The sequence below is a fragment of the Flavonifractor sp. genome (assembly GCF_019422385.1).
In the GTDB taxonomy this organism is placed as follows: domain Bacteria; phylum Bacillota; class Clostridia; order Oscillospirales; family Oscillospiraceae; genus Flavonifractor; species Flavonifractor avistercoris.
Genome location: NZ_JAHZDL010000004.1, coordinates 14,355 through 30,985, shown reverse-complemented (window position 1 = coordinate 30,985; position 16,631 = coordinate 14,355). Strand labels below are relative to the sequence as shown.

At 64.6% G+C, this 16,631-nt stretch carries 15 protein-coding genes; 10 read left to right on the top strand and 5 right to left on the bottom strand.

Translation table 11 applies throughout. The annotated features are described in order from the left end of the window. The first annotated feature begins 28 nt into the window (after positions 1 to 28). The 9 genes from rsxC to iadA all read left to right on the top strand — a co-directional run bounded on the left by rsxC (position 29) and on the right by iadA (position 9,613). On the top strand, positions 29 to 1,336 hold the full coding sequence (gene rsxC, locus QZ378_RS01260; RefSeq protein ID WP_291257043.1) for an electron transport complex subunit RsxC: 1,308 nt from the start codon (positions 29 to 31) through the stop codon (positions 1,334 to 1,336). After that, a complete protein-coding gene (locus tag QZ378_RS01255) occupies positions 1,333 to 2,307 on the top strand; it encodes an RnfABCDGE type electron transport complex subunit D (protein ID WP_291257042.1) in 975 nt (324 codons plus the stop codon). Before rsxC ends, QZ378_RS01255 begins: the two co-directional genes overlap by 4 nt. Then, complete coding sequence (locus QZ378_RS01250; RefSeq protein WP_291257041.1) at positions 2,304 to 2,843, top strand: FMN-binding protein; 540 nt, start codon at positions 2,304 to 2,306, stop codon at positions 2,841 to 2,843. The genes QZ378_RS01255 and QZ378_RS01250 overlap by 4 nt, the downstream gene beginning before the upstream one ends. Positions 2,844 to 2,847: 4 nt before the next feature. Beyond that, the gene (locus tag QZ378_RS01245) at positions 2,848 to 3,285 is read left to right on the top strand and encodes a hypothetical protein (protein ID WP_291257040.1); all 438 of its coding nucleotides are present in this window, start codon (positions 2,848 to 2,850) and stop codon (positions 3,283 to 3,285) included. Between the two features lie 47 nt (positions 3,286 to 3,332). Next, a complete protein-coding gene (locus QZ378_RS01240; protein ID WP_191385239.1) occupies positions 3,333 to 3,797 on the top strand; it encodes a manganese catalase family protein in 465 nt (154 codons plus the stop codon). A 180-nt stretch (positions 3,798 to 3,977) separates the two neighbouring features. Next, positions 3,978 to 4,679, top strand: a complete 702-nt coding sequence (locus QZ378_RS01235; RefSeq protein WP_087240553.1) for an ABC transporter ATP-binding protein — start codon at positions 3,978 to 3,980, stop codon at positions 4,677 to 4,679. 1 nt (position 4,680) lies between these two features. Beyond that, positions 4,681 to 6,993, top strand: coding sequence for an ABC transporter permease (locus tag QZ378_RS01230; protein ID WP_291257039.1), 2,313 nt, complete (start codon positions 4,681 to 4,683; stop codon positions 6,991 to 6,993). 16 nt (positions 6,994 to 7,009) lie between these two features. Continuing rightward, positions 7,010 to 8,452, top strand: a complete 1,443-nt coding sequence (locus QZ378_RS01225; RefSeq protein WP_291257038.1) for an HlyD family efflux transporter periplasmic adaptor subunit — start codon at positions 7,010 to 7,012, stop codon at positions 8,450 to 8,452. Positions 8,453 to 8,479: 27 nt separating this feature from the next. Next, positions 8,480 to 9,613 carry a beta-aspartyl-peptidase gene (iadA, locus tag QZ378_RS01220; RefSeq protein WP_191528921.1) on the top strand — a complete coding sequence of 378 codons (1,134 nt, stop codon included), beginning with the start codon at positions 8,480 to 8,482 and terminating at the stop codon, positions 9,611 to 9,613. 52 nt (positions 9,614 to 9,665) lie between these two features. On the opposite strand, the gene QZ378_RS01215 is transcribed toward iadA, so the two are convergent. The 3 genes from QZ378_RS01215 to fba form a co-directional block, all read right to left on the bottom strand. Continuing rightward, complete coding sequence (locus QZ378_RS01215; RefSeq protein ID WP_291257037.1) at positions 9,666 to 11,066, bottom strand: MATE family efflux transporter; 1,401 nt, start codon at positions 11,064 to 11,066, stop codon at positions 9,666 to 9,668. Continuing rightward, positions 11,063 to 11,509, bottom strand: coding sequence for a MarR family transcriptional regulator (locus QZ378_RS01210; protein ID WP_191528922.1), 447 nt, complete (start codon positions 11,507 to 11,509; stop codon positions 11,063 to 11,065). Before QZ378_RS01210 ends, QZ378_RS01215 begins: the two co-directional genes overlap by 4 nt. A 175-nt stretch (positions 11,510 to 11,684) precedes the next feature. After that, positions 11,685 to 12,650: a class II fructose-1,6-bisphosphate aldolase gene (fba, locus tag QZ378_RS01205; protein ID WP_087240543.1), complete on the bottom strand. Its 966-nt coding sequence runs from the start codon at positions 12,648 to 12,650 to the stop codon at positions 11,685 to 11,687. A gap of 136 nt (positions 12,651 to 12,786) precedes the next feature. Here fba and QZ378_RS01200 point away from each other — a divergent pair, with 136 nt between their 5' ends. Then, complete coding sequence (locus QZ378_RS01200) at positions 12,787 to 14,025, top strand: 6-phosphofructokinase (RefSeq protein ID WP_291257036.1); 1,239 nt, start codon at positions 12,787 to 12,789, stop codon at positions 14,023 to 14,025. Between the two features lie 107 nt (positions 14,026 to 14,132). Here the strand turns inward: QZ378_RS01200 and QZ378_RS01195 are convergent, their stop codons facing one another. Further along, positions 14,133 to 15,116, bottom strand: a complete 984-nt coding sequence (locus tag QZ378_RS01195) for an ATP-dependent 6-phosphofructokinase (protein WP_291257035.1) — start codon at positions 15,114 to 15,116, stop codon at positions 14,133 to 14,135. A 28-nt stretch (positions 15,117 to 15,144) separates the two neighbouring features. After that, the gene (gene purB / locus QZ378_RS01190; protein WP_291257034.1) at positions 15,145 to 16,584 is read right to left on the bottom strand and encodes an adenylosuccinate lyase; all 1,440 of its coding nucleotides are present in this window, start codon (positions 16,582 to 16,584) and stop codon (positions 15,145 to 15,147) included. Positions 16,585 to 16,631: the final 47 nt, after the last annotated feature.

Sequence of the window (16,631 nt, the reverse complement as noted above, 5' to 3'; positions counted from 1 at the left end):
AATTTGATCCTGACAAAGAGGTGAATCCATGAGACATCTGTTCTGGGGCGGCGTCCATCCGGACGGCCGCAAGGAGCTCTCCCGGGGTGCCCCCCTGTCCCCCGCTCCACTGCCCGCCCAAGTTGTAATCCCCATGCTCCAGCATATCGGCAAGCCCTGCACCCCCCTGGTAAAGCCCGGCGACACCGTGCGCCTGGGCCAGAAGATCGGCGACGCCGAGGGCCTGAGCGCCACGGTGCACGCCTCGGTCTCCGGCCGGGTTCTGGCGGTGGAGCCCCGCCCCCATCCCTCCGGACGGCCGGTGCTGTCGGCGGTGCTGGAGAACGACGGCCTGGATACCCCCGACCGCACCCTGGTGCCCCACGAGACCCTGGAAGGCCTCTCGCCGGACGATCTGCTCACCATCATCCGGGAGGCCGGCATCGTGGGCATGGGCGGCGCCACCTTCCCCACCGACATCAAGGCGGTCAGCGCCGCCGGACGGGTGGACACCGTCCTCATCAACGCCTGCGAGTGCGAGCCCTATATCACCGCGGACGACGCCCTGCTGTGCAGTGCTCCCGAGCGGGTGCTGCGGGGCGCCTCGGTGCTCCGGGCCATCCTCCAGCCCGACCGGGTGGTGCTGGCCGTAGAGGACAACAAGACCCAGGCCATCGACTCTGTCCGCCGTTGCCTGGAGCAGTATCCGGGCATAGAGCTGGCGGTGCTGCCCACCCGCTACCCCCAGGGGGCGGAGAAGCAGCTGGTGCAGGCCGTCACCGGCCGGCAGGTTCCCCCCGGCAAGCTGCCCATCTCCGTGGGCTGCGGCGTGTTCAACGCCGGCACGGTGGCCGCCATCTGCCGGGCAGTCTTTTACGGGGAACCCATCACCCGCCGGGTGGTCACCGTCACCGGCGAGGGGGTGCGGGAGCCCAAAAACCTCATTGTCCGCATCGGCACCTCCTATCAGGATGTGCTCGCCGCAGCCGGAGGGCTGACGGAGGACGCCTGTAAGGTGATCGCCGGCGGTCCCATGATGGGCGCCGCCCAGGGAGATCTCTCCGTCCCCGTGCTCAAGGGCACCAACGCCGTGCTCTGCCTCACCCGGGATGCCGCCACCCCTGTCCGGCCGGTGTGCATCCGCTGCGGCAAGTGCGTGGAGGCCTGCCCCATGCACCTCCAGCCCTTGTACCTCTATCGCTACGAGGCGGCGGGCAGTCTGGACGCCCTAGAGGCGCTCCACGTCTCCGACTGCATCGAATGCGGCTGTTGCTCCTACGTCTGCCCGGGCCAGCTCCCCCTGGTGGAGCGGTTCCGCGCGGCCAAACAGACCTTAAAGGAGGGAAATGCCTCTTGAAGCTGATCACTTCCTCTTCCCCCCACATCCGCAGCGGGGAGACCACCCGCCGCGTCATGGGCACCGTGCTGCTGGCCCTTCTCCCCACCCTGCTGGCGGGCGTCTGGTTCTTCGGCCCCCGGGCTCTGCTGCTGGTGCTGGTGACCGTGGCCGCCTGTGTAGCCTCTGAATGGGTCTTTCTGGCGGTCACCAGAGGGCCCGGCTCTGTACTGGATGGCTCCGCCGCCGTCACCGGCCTGCTGCTGGCCCTGACCCTGCCTGCTACCACCCCCTACTGGATGGCCGCGGTGGGCGGCGTCTTCGCCGTTGTGGTGGTCAAGGGCCTGGGCGGCGGCCTGGGCCAGAACATCTTCAATCCCGCCCTGGCCGCCCGTGCCCTGCTCCTGCTGCTGTGGCCCGCCAGCCTGACCCGCTACGCCCCCGCCGGCGTGGAGCTGCCCCTGTTCTCCTCGACGGCGGACGTGGTGACCGCCGCCACCCCCCTGCACAGCATGGTGATGCCCGCCCTGCCGGAGGCATCTCTGGCCGATATGTTCCTGGGCAATATCGGCGGCTGTATCGGCGAGGTGTCCACCCTGGCCCTGCTGGTGGGCGGCGCCATCCTGATCTGGCGCAAGGTCATCTCCTGGCGCATCCCGGCCGCCTATCTGGGCACGGTGACCTTCCTGGCCCTGGTGTTCCCCCGGGGACAGGAGCCTTTGAGCTGGATGCTCTACAGCCTGATGGGCGGCGGCGTGATGCTGGGGGCCATCTTTATGGCCACCGACTACGCCACCTCCCCCGTCCTGCCCAGGGCCCAGCTGATCTACGGCATCGGCTGCGGCGTACTGACCATGCTCCTGCGCTATAACAGCCTCTATCCGGAGGGGGTCACCTACGCCATTCTGCTGATGAACGCCTGCGCCTGGGCGCTGGACAAGCTCCTGCCGCCGGTGCGCTTTGGGGTTCGGAAAGGAGGGGAGGCCGGATGAGACAGAAAGCCCTTGTGCGGGCCGCTGCCGTGATTGCGGCCGCCTTTTTGATCCTGCTGGCCCTCTCCGCCGCGCTGGCCACTGTGGAGGCGGAAAACGCCGCCGCGGAGCAGGAGGCCATCTTCCAGACCCTGCTGCCCGGGGGCGGGCCCTATGTGGAGGAGCCCTATTCCGGCGAGGACGCCAACATCTCCACCGTCTACCGGGGCACCACGGGCTACATCGTGGAGACCGTCACCGCCGGCTACGCCGGGGACATCACCATGCTGGTGGCCGTGGATTTTCAGGGCACCGTGGTGGGCGCCGTGGTGCGGGATATGGAGGAGACCTTCGGCCTGGGCATGGAGGCCCTCTCCGACGCGGAATTTCTGTCCCAGCTGGTGTGGAGCCAGGGTGATCTGGCCGTGGGGGAAAATTTTGACGCCATCACCGGCGCCACCGTCACATCCCGGGCGGTGGCCAACGCGGTCAACTCCGCCTCCGCCTTTGTCACCGGGGCGGACGTGAGCTCCGGCGCCACAGAGTGGGGAGGTTGAGTCCATGCAGAAAAACTACACGCTGAATATCCTTCTGGCCGCGGTGGTGGGGCTGGCCAGCCTGGCCGCCCTGCTGTGCCGGGTGTTTCTCCCCGCCGCCATCCTGCCCGTGGTGAGCCTGCCCGCCGTGGCCGCCCTGGTGCTGATCGCCCTGGTGCTGGAGTGCTACCTAACGAAGCGCATTCCCCAGCGCGACTGGGGCGTGACCGGGCTTTTGGGTGCGCTGACCTTCGGCCTGCTCCCCTTCGGGGCCGGGCTTACCGCCGGCGGCGAGGCGGTGCGGCTGGCCGTGGTGGGCGGTGCCGTCTTTCTGGTGCTGACCTTCCTGTTCACCACGCTGCGGGAGCGGCTGGTCTCCGGCCGCGCCGGGCGGCTGGCTCCCCTGGTCACCGGCGGCGTCCTGTTCCTGGCCTGCCAGTGCTTTATCGGCATGGTGCTGTAAGCCGCAGATGATTTTTGTGAACTCCAAACCAGCAGAGGCCGGGCAAGCTGCCCGGCCTCTGCTTTTTCTCCGCCGGATGCCATTTTGACCCCGATGTAGGTACCGAGGAACTGGGCCACCTAGAGATGATCGGCGCCATCGTCCACCAGCTGACCCGCAACCTGAACGACGAACAGGTGCGGGAGGGCGGCTTCGCCCCCTATTTTGTAGACCATACCACCGGCGTTTACCCAACCGCCGCCTCCGGCTTCCCCTGGAACGCCGCCTCCATGGCGGTGAAGGGCGACGTGATCTGCGACCTGTCCGAGGATATGGCCGCCGAACAGAAGGCCCGGGTTACCTACGACAACATCCTGCGCATGTCCGACGACCCCGACGTCAATAACGTCATCCGCTTCCTGCGGGAGCGGGAGATCGTCCACTTCCAGCGCTTCGGCGAAGCGGTGCGCCTGGCCAAGGAGAAGATGGATCAGAAAAACGTCTACTTTACCAACCCGGCCTTTGACAAATAACAGGAACCGCGCCCCGTGCCGGACGGCACGGGGCGCAGTTCCTGTTTCCGGCGGAATTGCTTCGGGATTCCAAGCAATCCCGGGCTTGCGTTTTGCCGCGCTTGGCGCTATGATAAAAGAAGTAAATACAGTATTGGCCGGACTTGCAGAGAAACCACAGAGTAAACGGAGTGGACGCATATGGCGGGTGTACAGCTGGAGCATGTGGTGCGGGAATATATCATGGGCAAGACCACCATCCGGGCGGTGGACGATATCAGCTTCACCATTCCGGAGGGCAAATACACCATCATCCTGGGTGCCAGCGGAGCCGGCAAGTCCACGGTGCTCAACATCCTGGGCGGCATGGACTCCCCCACCTCCGGCCTGGTGCGGGTCAACGACAAGGAGATCTCCAAATTCAACAAGCGGCAGCTCACCGACTACCGCCGGGAGAGCATCGGCTTCGTGTTCCAGTTCTACAATCTGATGCCCAACCTGACGGTGCTGGAGAATGTGGAGCTGGCCAGCCAGATCTGCAAAAACCCTCTGGACGCCAGAGAGGTCTTGAATATGGTGGGGCTGGGCGACCGGCTGAACAACTTCCCCGCCCAGTGCTCCGGCGGCGAGCAGCAGCGGGGCGCCATCGCCCGGGCCCTGGCCAAGAACCCGGACGTGCTCCTGTGCGACGAGCCCACCGGCGCCCTGGACTACCAGACCGGCAAGGCCATCCTGGCCCTGCTGTACGATCTGTGCCGGCAGAGCAGAAAAACCGTGATTGTGGTCACCCACAACGGGGCGCTGGCCCCCACGGCGGACATTCTGATCCGCATGAAAAACGGTAAGATCGAGTCCTTCACGGAGAATCCCCACCCGGTGCCGGTGCAGGAACTGGAGTGGTAGCATGATCTGGAAAAACTTTGTGCGGGATCTGCGGCGCACCGCCTCCCGCCTGATCTCGGTGAGCATCATCACCCTGATCGCCGTCATGGTCTATACCGCCTTGAGTGGTATTCTCTTTAACCTGGATCGCATCTCTGAACAATACCTGGAGGGTCAGAACACGGCGGATTACTGGCTGACCGGAACCAGCCTGGACGCCGGTGACTGCCGCACCCTGGCGGAGCTGCCCGGCGTCACCGGGGTGCAGCCCCGCATCGTGCTGGACGCGGAGGAGCGGTACGACAGCGACGTCACCCTCCAGCTCTACGCCGTTCCGGAGGACTACGCCATCAACACCCCCTATGTGGTGGCGGGCACCCTGCCGGACAGCGGACGGGAGATCGCGGTCAGCGACCAGCTGGCCGCGGCCCGGGGCCTCCAGGTGGGGGACTGGTACGAGCTCACCGTCACCGGAACCGGGCGGCAGCTGCGGCTGTATATCTGCGGGCTGATCAAGGATCCCGAGTGCATGTACCTGGTCAACGCCACCAATCCGGCTCCGGATCTCTCCCGCTACGCCTTCGCCTACGGCACAGAGGAGCTCCTCTCCGATTTTATGGGGGCCAACCGGTACAACCAGATCTGCGTCACCACCGACGGCAGCGTCTCCAGCGCCCAATTCCGGACGGCCGTGGATGATGCCCTGGGAGACCGGGTGATCAATGTGCTGGCCCTGGAGGACAACACCGTTGCCTCCTACCTGATGGAGATGCGGGACAACCTGGCTCCCATCCTGAGCATTTTCCCGGTGCTCTTCTTCCTGTGTGCGGTGCTGATGATGGTGAGCACCATGAACCGCCTGATCGAGAACGCCCGCCCGGACATCGGCACCTTCAAGGCCCTGGGCTACGCTGACAGCACCATCCTGTTCTACTACCTGCTCCACGCCATCCTGGTGGTGGCGGTGGGCTTCCCCATCGGCGCCTGGTCGGGCCGGTATGTGTGCGCCCTCATTGTCAATACCGTGGCCATGGGGTGCGACCTGCCCCCCTACACGGTGGTGCACGACTATGCCGCCTGGGGACAGGCCCTGGGCCTCACCGCCTTGTGCTGCATCGGCAGCGCCTGGCTGGTGGCCCGCTCGCTGCTGAAGGAGACTCCCGCCCAGTGCATGCGCCCCAAGCCCCCCAAGAGCACCAAGGCCGTCCTGCTGGAGCGGTTTCCTCTCCTGTGGCGCCGCCTGGGCTTCAACCAGAAGTACATCATCCGCAACACCTTCCGCAACAAGGTGCGCATGTTTACCTGCATCTTCGGCATCGCCTTCTGCATGGCCCTGGTCTTTCTGGCCTTTGCCCTGCGGGACTCCATCGACCACTACTCCGCCGCCCTGTCTGAGGGGCAGAACCGCTACGACCTCATGGTGGATTTCAGCACCTCCGTAACCGAGGGGCAGTACCGACGGATCACCCAGGACGTGGGGGTCACCGGGGCGGAGCTGGAGATGACTACCGCCGGGTGGCTCTACACCGACAGCCGGCAGGCCACCGCCACCATCACCGTGGCGGAGGATCAGCTCTCCCTCAAGCGGTATGACCCCTATGCCGAGGGTGTCCTGAGCCTGCCGGCGGACGGGGTGGTGCTGGAGGAGAGCCTGGCGGAGGAGCTGGGCGTGGAGGCCGGCGGCACGGTGACGCTCCGCTTTACCGGCAGCAGCGCCTACTACCCGGTGAAGGTGGCGGAGCTCAACCGGAGCGTCAGCGGAGTCTACATCAGCCGCAGCCTGTGGCGGAGCCTGGGCCTGGCCTACACCCCGACGGCGGCCTATGTGACAGCGGAGGATCCCGACGCCCTGGCAGCCCGGCTGGCGGACTATGACTTTGTGGATGCCTGGCAGACCCGGGAGGTAGCCACCCAGGCGGCGGTGGATCAGATGAACAGCATGTCCATGGTGGTCTACATCCTGATCCTGTTCGGCGGCGGCCTGGCCTGCATCGTCATCTACAACCTTGGCATCATGAGCTTCTTTGAGCAGATCCGCAGCCTGGCCACCCTGATGGTGCTGGGCTTTCACGATAAGGAGATCAAAACGCTCCAGCTCAGCGAGAACATCATCTTCGCCGTCTGCGGGATTATCCTGGGCATCCCTCTGGGTGTCGCCCTCAACCGGATGATCCTTCAGGCCATCACCACCATGGATCTGGTGGAGGCCACGCGGCCCGTCTCCCTGCTGCTTTCCGGCGCAATAACCCTTCTGTTCGCGCTGGCGGTGAATGTGGTGATCGGGCGGAAGATGCGGGATATTGATATGCTGGGCGCTCTCAAGAGCGTGGAATAACCTGGAGGTGTCAGAGATGAAGGTACGCAGATGGGGGGCGGCGGCCCTGGCCGGGCTGACCGCTCTGCTGGCAGGCTGCTCCGGCGGGCAGGACTCCTACAACACCGTGGCGCCGGAGACCGACGCGGTGGTGGAGCGCACGGTGGAAGCCACCGGCACGGTAGGCTATCATGAGGAGTACTCCGTCATCCCGACGGTCAGCGGGAAAATCCTCTCCTGCTCCGTGGAGGAGGGGGATACGGTGACGGCGGGACAGGTGCTCTATGTCATCGACTCCGGTGAGCTGGAGGATCAGATCACCCAGGCGCAGCTCTCCCTGTCCAGCGCCCAGGCGTCCTACAGCCAGGCGGCGGCCGCCTGTGATGATCTGACCGTGACAGCCTACGCCTCCGGGACTGTCACCGAGGTCTATGTCCACGTGGGCGACTACGTGAATACCGGCACCGCCATCGCCGCCCTGGTAGACAGCGGGAGCCTGACCCTGACGGTGCCCTTTGCGGCGGACGACGCGGCGGCTTTTGCCGCGGGCAGCACCGCGGTGATCAGCTTTCCCGGCAAGGCCGGAACCGTCAGCGGCACGGTGACCCGGGTATACGACACGCCCACCACCCTGTCCGGCGGCCGGCAGGGGGTGTATGTGGAGCTCTCCTTTGCCAACCCGGGCGCAGTGAGCAGCGGAGACACCGCCATGGCGTCAGTGGGCGGGGCGGCCTGCATGGAGTCGGGCACTGTGGCAAACGCCACGGAGCAGTCCATCTACGCCACCCAGTCCGGCCAGGTGGCCTCCCTCCCCATCCAGGCGGGCACCGCCGTCACCGCCGGCCAGACGGTAATGACCATTGAAAACGCCAGCCTGACCAACGCGGTGACCAACGCCGCCCTGTCGGTGGAGTCGGCCCGGGTCAGCCTGACCCAGCTGGAGGACAGCCTGTCCGACTACACGGTGACGGCGCCGGTGGACGGCACCGTGCTGACGCGCACCTTCAAGACCGGCGACTTCGCCTCCGCCGCCACTCCCCTGGCCACCCTGGCCCAGCCGGAGGATCTGTGCGTCCACACGGACATCGACGAGCTGTACATCAACGAGGTGGGCGTGGGCCAGTCGGCCCGGGTCACCTTCACCACCGACCAGGGCGAGGAGCTGGTCTATGACGGCACCGTGAGCCGGAAGGACGAGACCGGCATCACCTCCGGCGGTGTGACGGAGTACACTGTGGAGATCAGCCTGACGGACACCCAGGCCCTCCAGAGCGGCATGAACGTCACCGTGGAGATCTTCACGGGCCGCAGCGAGGGCTGCATGGCGGTTCCCTCCTCTGCGGTGAGCGGCGGCACCGTCCAGGTGCTGCGGGACGGCCAGCCGGTGACCGTGGAGGTGGAGACAGGCCTCACCGGCGGCAGGTACACCGAGATCCTCTCCGGGCTCTCCCCCGACGACCAAGTGATTCTCCCGTCCTGATAAACATTCCTGAGAAGGAGGCTTCCCATGCACCCCATCCTGCTGAAATCTGTCAATCTGTTTGATCCGGAGCCAAAGGGCGTCTGTGATCTGTTCCTGTGCGGCGGCATCGTGGCCGCCGTGGGAAAGAACCTGTCTCCCGCCCTGCCCGATGTGGAGGTGGTGGACGGCAGCGGGCTTACCGCCCTGCCCGGTCTGGTGGATCAGCACGTCCACTTCACCGGCGGCGGCGGAGAGTGCGGCTTCCGCAGCCGGGTTCCCGAGCTCTCCCTCACCGACTTCACCACTGCCGGAGTCACCACGGCGGTGGGGCTGCTGGGCACCGACAGCGCCACCCGCAGCCCGAAGAGCCTGCTGGCCAAGACCAAGGCCCTGAATGAAGAGGGTATCACCGCCTACTGCCTCACCGGCGCCTATGACGTGCCGTCTCCCACGGTTACCGGCTCTCTCAAGGACGACGTGGCCTTTATTTCGGAGATCCTGGGGGTCAAGGTGGCCCTGTCCGACCACAGAAGCGGCCATCCCTCCCTGGAGCAGCTCATTCACATGGCCAGCCAGGTACGCCTGGGGGCCCTCACCGCCGGGAAGCCCGGGGTGGTACATATCCATATGGGGGCCGGAAAGCGGGGCTTGGGGCTGGTCTACGACCTGCTGGAGGCCACGGATCTGCCCATCTGGCACTTCCGCCCCACCCACATGGGCCGCTGGCAGGAGGAGGCCGTCAAATTCGCCCGAAAGGGCGGCATGGTGGACTTCACCGCCGGTGAGGAGCCGGAGAAGTGTGCCCTGCCCGTACTGCGCACCCTGGAGGAGGTCCCGCCGGAGCGGATTACCATCAGCTCCGACGCGGGGGGCAGCCTGCCCCGCTGGTCGGAGGACCGCCGTACCATGGTGGGCATGGGCGTGGGGAGCATGAGCACCCTCCTCCCTGTCCTCCGCTGCCTGGTGACGGAGCACCACGTCCCCCTGGAGACCGCCGTCTGTCTGGTCACCCGCAATGTGGCCGACGGGCTGTACCTCTCCCGCAAGGGCCGCCTCACCGTGGGGGCGGACGGGGATGTGCTGCTGCTGGATCGGGATTGGAACGTCCATACCGTCCTGGCCCGGGGCGTTCCCATGGTGGCGGACGGCGTCCCTGTCAAGCTGCCCTATCTCTCATAACAGCTCCAGATGCCAAGCAGCCCGCCGGGTTTCCCCGGCGGGCTGCGGTGTTCTATTGCGTCTGGGCCAGCTCCTGCTGCCGGATGCGTGCCATCTCATGGCGAACCAGGAGCACCGAGGTGAGGAAGGCGGCCCCGTCGGCGATAGGGCCGGCGAACAGGATGCCGTCAATGGGCACCGGGAACACCAGCGGCAGGAGGAGCAGCAGCGGAACCAGGAAAATCACCTGCCGGGTCAGGGAGAGCACCGCGCCCCGGATCGGCTTGCCGATGGCGGAGAAAAAGCTGGAGGAAAACATCTGCACCCCGTTGACACAGGCCATGAACAGGAAAATCCGCATGAATTTCACGGCGAATTCCATGTACAGGGCGTTGCCGCTGTCCCCGAACAGGCCCACAATCTGGGCGGGAAACAGCTGGAAGAGCAGAAAGGCGGTGACCGATACGGCCAGGTTATAGGTGATGGACAGGCGGTAGATGTCCCTCACCCGCCGGAACTGCCTGGCTCCGTAGTTAAAGCCGATGATGGGCTGGGAACCCTGATTGATGCCGATGATGACGGCCAGCATGATGGCGTTGACCTTCATCACAATCCCGCAGGCGGCCAGAGGGATCTCCTTTCCGTAGGGGGACATGGAGCCATAGTAGGTCAGGGAGTTGTTGAGCACGATCTGCACAAAGGTGATGGCCAGCTGATTGAGACTGGCGCTCAGGCCCAGGGAGACGGTCTGCAGGCAGGTGTCCGGGCGCAGGCGAAAGTGCCTTCTCTGGAGCTGGATGCGGTGGAAGTGCCGGGCATAGCGGACGGCCATGAGGAAGGACACGAACTGTCCGGCCACGGTGGCCCAGGCCGCCCCCGCCACCCCCCAGTTGAGGAGGAAAATGCAGATGGGATCCAGAATGGTGTTGATGACCGCCCCCACCAGCATGCAGGCCATGGAATATTTGGGGCTTCCATCCGCCCGGGCCAGATTGCTCATGGCATTGGTGATGATGAGCAGGGGCATGCCCAGGCCGGTGATGCGGGTATAGCTGACGGCATAGGGCATGACGTCCTCCGTGGCCCCGAAGGCGGTGAGCAGAGGCTCCAGAAAGAGCTGGATCACCACCGCGTAGGCCAGCCCGAAGAGCACCATCATGCCGATGGCGTTGCCCACGGCCTCGGCCGCCCGCTCCGGGTTCCCCTCCCCCAGGGACAGGGAGAAGCGGGAGGCGCTGCCGATGCCGATGAGCAGGGCAATTGCCAGGCAGATGGTGGTCAGCGGATAGGCCACGTTGGTGGCCGCGTTGCCCAGATAGCCAACCCCCTGGCCGATGAAAAACTGATCCACGATGTTGTACAGCGAGCTGACCAGCATGGCGATGATGCTGGGCACGGCAAAGCGCCTGAGCAGGGTGGGCAGCGGCGCATAGCCCAGCGGATTTTCCGTCCGTATCTCCGGCTCCTGATTCAAGTTGTTTCCCTCTCTTTCTCCTGCTGCTCCAGCAGGGCCACCGCCCGGCGGCCCAGACGCTGTAGCAGCTTCTCCAGGCGCTCCCGCTCCTCCTGCGGGAGGCCCTCCATCACCGTGGCCTCCCAGCTGTCGCAGATATCCAGGATCTGCTGGTAGACCTCCCGCCCCCGCTCCGTGGGATAGAGGCGGCAGGTACGCCGATCCTGTGGATGGAGCTCCTTGCGGAGGAAGCCCCCCTGCTCCAAAGCGGCCAGGGCCCGGGTGATGTTGCTGGGATGAATATAGAAGCGGGAGAACAGGCTGTCCTGGGTGATGCCCGGCTCCCGGCATACCCGGATGAGGTACATGTGCTGGCTGCTGTTCAGCCCGAAGGGCGCCAGCTTTTTGTCCAGATACCGCTTGTTTTGGCGGTCAAGGATGGAACACCACCGGATAAACTCCATTTTTCCTTCCTCTCAGCAGTTCGGGCGGAGCACAGTGGAAGTCCGTCCCGTGAATTCGACAATATTATAGCCAAAAATATTTGCGCGCGCAATTATAAAATTGCGCGCGCAAATATTTTTGTAAAAAAGCGGAGAGAGGCATCCGCCCCTCCCTGCTTTTTCGGCTTTTTAACGATTATGCCTTGCCGTCGCAGCCCAGCACGTCGATGAGCTTGTGCTTGACCAGCTCCTTGATGTTGGCCCGGGCAGGCTTCAGATACTCCCGGGGATCAAACTTGTCGGGGTGCTCGGCAAAGAACTTGCGGATGGTGCCGGTCATGGCCAGGCGCAGATCGGAGTCGATGTTGATCTTGCAGACCGCGCCGCGGGCGGCCTGACGCAGCTCCGCCTCGGGGATGCCCACGGCGTCGGGCATCTTACCGCCGTTCTCGTTGATCATCTTCACATACTCCTGAGGTACGCTGGAGGAGCCGTGGAGCACAATGGGGAAGCCGGGCAGGCGCTTGGACACCTCGTCCAGGATGTCGAAGCGCAGGGGCGGGGGAACCAGCTCGCCCTTCTCGTTGCGGGTGCACTGGGCGGCGGTGAACTTGTAAGCGCCGTGGCTGGTGCCGATGGCAATGGCCAGGGAGTCGCAGCCGGTCTTGGAGACGAACTCCTCCACCTCCTCGGGGCGGGTGTAGTGGGACTCCTCGGCGGACACCTGCACGTCGTCCTCAATGCCGGCCAGGGCGCCCAACTCGGCCTCCACCACCACGCCGTGGTCGTGGGCATACTCCACCACCTTGCGGGTGAGCTCGATGTTCTCCTCGAAGGGCTTGGAGGAGGCGTCGATCATCACGGAGGTAAAGCCGCCGTCGATGCAGCTCTTGCAGATGTCGAAGCTGTCGCCGTGATCCAGATGGAGGCAGATGGGCAGGCCGGTCTCAATGATGGCGGCCTCCACCAGCTTGATCAGATAGGTGTGGTTGGCATAGGCGCGGGCGCCCTTGGACACCTGGAGGATCAGAGGGGCGTTGACCTCTTTGGCGGCTTCGGTGATGCCCTGGACGATCTCCATGTTATTGACATTGAAGGCGCCGATGGCATAACCGCCGTGATAAGCCTTCTGGAACATTTCCTTGGTTGTAACGAGAGGCATAGCAGTCATCTCCTTTATCGAAATCCATCTTAGATTTTATCAGTTCTCATTGAAAATTTCAAGGGGACGTGCTATGATATTTGGCAGAAATCACCCCGAACTACAGATTCCAATTTTGGATTCAGGAGGGTCAGACATGAGTGAATTGAGAGGGGCCTGTATCATCGCGCAGTCCGGCGGCCCAACCGCCGTCATCAACGCCAGCGCCCTGGGTGTGATCCGCACCGCGCTGGACTCCGACTGCATTACCCGGGTGCTCGGCGCCGCCTACGGCATCAAGGGTGTGCTGGAGGACAAGCTGTACGACATGGGACAGGAGGATCCCGGCGAGCTGGAGCTGCTGCGCAGTACGCCGGCCTCTGTGCTGGGCTCCTGCCGCTACAAGCTGGCAGATCCGGAGGGAGACGACACCGATTACCGCCGTATTCTGGAGATCTTCCAGCGCTATGACGTGCGGTACTTTTTCTATAACGGCGGCAACGACTCCATGGATACCTGCAACAAAATCTCCAGGTATATGCGGGCTCAGGGCTATGAGTGCCGCATCATCGGCGTGCCCAAGACCATCGACAACGATCTCAACGGCACCGACCACTGCCCCGGCTACGGCTCCGCCGCCAAATACATCGCCACCTCCTGCGCTGAGGTGTGGCATGATGCCCACGTATATGATACCGGCACGATTACCATCATCGAGATCATGGGCCGCCACGCCGGCTGGCTGGCCGGCTCCGCCGCCCTGGCCGGGCTCACCGGCTGCGGCCCCGACCTGCTCTATCTGCCGGAGGTCGACTTTGATATGGATCGGTTCATTCATGACGTCAAGGAGATCTACGGGAAGACGGGCAAGTGTATGGTGGCCGTGTCCGAGGGAATCCACTATGCCGACGGCCGTTATGTGTCCGAGGCGGAGATCTCCGCCACCGACGGGTTCGGGCATGTCCAACTGGGCGGCCTGGCCACCCGTCTGGCCCACATCATCAAGCTGCACACCGGCGCAAAGGTTCGGGGCATTGAGCTCTCTCTGCTCCAGCGGTGCAGCACCCACATCGCCTCCCAGACTGACATTGACGAGGCCTATCTGGCTGGCAAGGCGGCGGTGGAGGCCGCTGTGGCCGGAAATACCGGAAAGATGGTGGCCTTCCGCTGCACCCGGGAGGGCGGCTATCGCTGCGAGACCACGCTGGAGCCGCTGGATATCGTGGCGAACTTCGAGAAAAAGGTTCCCCGCGGATGGATCAACGCCGCCGGCAACGGCGTGGAGCAGCCCTTCCTCGACTACGCCCTCCCCCTCATCCAGGGGCAGGCCGATTACCGGCTGGAGAATTCCCTTCCCCGCTTCGCCCACCTGAAAAAGGTGCTGGCCACGCGGTAGAGGATAAAGGACTCTGCACCCGGTTTTCGTGTGAGCGGTGTTTCATAACAGGAGGCCGCCGCCCGCTGTCTGCGGGCGGCGGCCTCCTTGCCGTATGGATCCGGTGCTTACTGTACGCCGGTCAGGGCGCGCATGACCTCGTAGGTGTGCTGATCCAGGCTCTTGCTCATCTGCAGAGCCTCGGTGATGTCGTAATCCACGTAGTTCTCGCCCTGGAGGGCCACCACGCGGCAGGTCTTGCCCTCGGCCAGCAGCCGCACCGCCTCGAAGCCCATGTAGGTGGCGGTGATCCGGTCGCGGGAGGAGGGGGAACCGCCGCGCTGGATGTGGCCCAGCACGGTGACCCGGGTATCCAGGGCGGTGGCGTCCTCAATGACCTTGCCGACGGAATAGGCGCCACCCTCCACGCCCTCGGCCACGATGACCATGAAATGGGTGCGGCCGCCCAGGCGTGCCCGGCGGATGGGCTCCAGCAGGTCGTTCTCAATGTCCACAGGGTGCTCGGGGACGATCACGGCGGTGGCGCCGCAGGCCACGCCCACGTTGAGGGCCAGGTGGCCCGCCCGGTGGCCCATCACCTCCACCACGGAGCAGCGCTCGTGGGACTGCATGGTGTCCCGCAGCTTGTCGATGGACTCCAGGGCGGTGTTGCAGGCGGTGTCGTAGCCGATGGTGTAGCTGGAGCAGGCGATGTCGTTGTCGATGGTGCCGGGGATGCCCACCACGGATAGGCCCCGCTCCGCCAGGCGGAGCAGGCCCTGGAAGGTGCCGTCGCCGCCGATGCCGATGAGCGCATCCAGGCCCAGCATCTTGCAGGTGGCCACGGCACGCTCCTGGCCGGCGGGGGTCTTGAACTCCTCGCTGCGGGCGGAGTAGAGCATGGTACCTCCCCGGCGGGACAGATCGCTGACGCTCTCAAAATCCAGCTTGGTAAAATCGCCGTTGATCAGACCGTGATAGCCCCGCCGGATGCCCACGCACTCAATACCCATGTGCTGGCAGGTACGGGCCACAGCACGGATAGCGGCATTCATGCCGGGGGCGTCTCCCCCGCTGGTAAACACGCCGATGCGGCGCACTGCTTTTTCCATGTAGAATCTCCCTTTCTGTATCAGTCGGTCAAACCTTCAGTTCTGTTTCACGGCCCGCCAGGGCACCGGCATACTTCTCCAACACCGGATCCACATCGGCGGACAGGAACTCCTCCACCTGCTCCGGACACCGGCCGATGTAGCGGGCGGGCTCCAGATGGGCGGTCAGCTCCTCCCGGCTCAGCATGGAGAAGGCCGGATCGGCGGCGATCAGCTCGATCAGGTTGTTGCTAAGGCCACAGTCCTTTACGTTGGCTCCCGCCTCCTGGGAGAGCACGCGGATACGCTCGTGGAGCTCCTGGCGGTTGCCGCCCCGCTTCACCGCATCCATCATGATGTTCTCGCTGGCCATGAAGGGCAGCTCCTCCAGCACGTGCTTTTCGATGACCTTCTCGTGAACCACCAGGCCGCCGGCCACATTGGCATAGATGTTCAGAATGGCGTCCACAGCCAGGAAGGCCTCGGGCACGGAGAGGCGCTTATTGGCAGAGTCGTCCAGGGTGCGCTCAAACCACTGGCTGGAGGCGGTGACGGCGGGGTTCACCGCGTCGGCCATGACGTACCGGGCCAGGGCGCAGATACGCTCGCACCGCATGGGGTTGCGCTTGTAGGGCATGGCCGAGGAGCCGATCTGGTTCTTCTCGAAGGGCTCCTCCACCTCCTTCAGGTGGCAGAGCAGGCGCATATCGGTGGCGAACTTGCTGGCCGACTGGGCGATGCCGGACAGGGTGGACACCACATAGTAGTCCATCTTCCGGGAATAGGTCTGCCCGGACACGGGAACCACCCCGTCAAAGCCCATCTCAGCGGCGATCTTCCGCTCCAGCTCCCGACACTTCTCGTGGTCGCCCTCGAACAGCTCCAGGAAGGAGGCCTGGGTGCCGGTGGTGCCCTTGCTGCCCAGCAGCTTCAGGGAGGCAATGCGGTGCTCCACCTCCTCCAGATCCATCAGCAGCTCGTTCATCCACAGGGTGGCCCGCTTGCCCACCGTCACCAGCTGGGCGGGCTGAAAGTGGGTGAAGCCCAGGGTGGGCAGGGCCTTGTACTGCCGGGCAAACCCGGCCAGGTGGTTCAGCACCCGCACCAGCTTGTCGCGCACCAGCTCCAGGGCCTCCCGCATCAGAATGATGTCGGTGTTGTCCCCCACATAGCAGCTGGTGGCGCCCAGATGGATGATGGGCATGGCCTTGGGGCAGGCATCTCCGTAGGTATGGACATGGGCCATCACGTCGTGGCGGAGCTTTTTCTCATATTCCGCCGCCTTGTCGTAGTCGATGTCGTCAATATGGGCGGACAGTTCGTCCACCTGCTCCTGGGTGACGGGCAGGCCCAGCTCCATCTCGGCCCGGGCCAGGGCCACCCACAGGCGGCGCCAGGTGGTGAACTTCTTATCCGGAGAGAACACATACTGCATCTCGTCGCTGGCATAGCGGGAGGACAGCGGACTCTCATATCGGTCGTGACGCACAGGCATAACCTCTTTTCCAGTTCCGTCAAAATACAACGGGACTAGTA

Excerpts from the sequence above, each read along its gene's own strand:
- rsxC (WP_291257043.1), top strand. The coding sequence starts at position 29 with ATGAGACATCTGTTCTGGGGCGGCGTCCATCCGGACGGCCGCAAGGAG.
- QZ378_RS01250 (WP_291257041.1), top strand. The coding sequence starts at position 2,304 with ATGAGACAGAAAGCCCTTGTGCGGGCCGCTGCCGTGATTGCGGCCGCC.
- QZ378_RS01245 (WP_291257040.1), top strand. The coding sequence starts at position 2,848 with ATGCAGAAAAACTACACGCTGAATATCCTTCTGGCCGCGGTGGTGGGG.
- QZ378_RS01235 (WP_087240553.1), top strand. The coding sequence starts at position 3,978 with ATGGCGGGTGTACAGCTGGAGCATGTGGTGCGGGAATATATCATGGGC.
- QZ378_RS01230 (WP_291257039.1), top strand. The coding sequence starts at position 4,681 with ATGATCTGGAAAAACTTTGTGCGGGATCTGCGGCGCACCGCCTCCCGC.
- QZ378_RS01225 (WP_291257038.1), top strand. The coding sequence starts at position 7,010 with ATGAAGGTACGCAGATGGGGGGCGGCGGCCCTGGCCGGGCTGACCGCT.
- iadA (WP_191528921.1), top strand. The coding sequence starts at position 8,480 with ATGCACCCCATCCTGCTGAAATCTGTCAATCTGTTTGATCCGGAGCCA.
- QZ378_RS01210 (WP_191528922.1), bottom strand. The coding sequence starts at position 11,509 with ATGGAGTTTATCCGGTGGTGTTCCATCCTTGACCGCCAAAACAAGCGG.
- fba (WP_087240543.1), bottom strand. The coding sequence starts at position 12,650 with ATGCCTCTCGTTACAACCAAGGAAATGTTCCAGAAGGCTTATCACGGC.
- QZ378_RS01200 (WP_291257036.1), top strand. The coding sequence starts at position 12,787 with ATGAGTGAATTGAGAGGGGCCTGTATCATCGCGCAGTCCGGCGGCCCA.
- QZ378_RS01195 (WP_291257035.1), bottom strand. The coding sequence starts at position 15,116 with ATGGAAAAAGCAGTGCGCCGCATCGGCGTGTTTACCAGCGGGGGAGAC.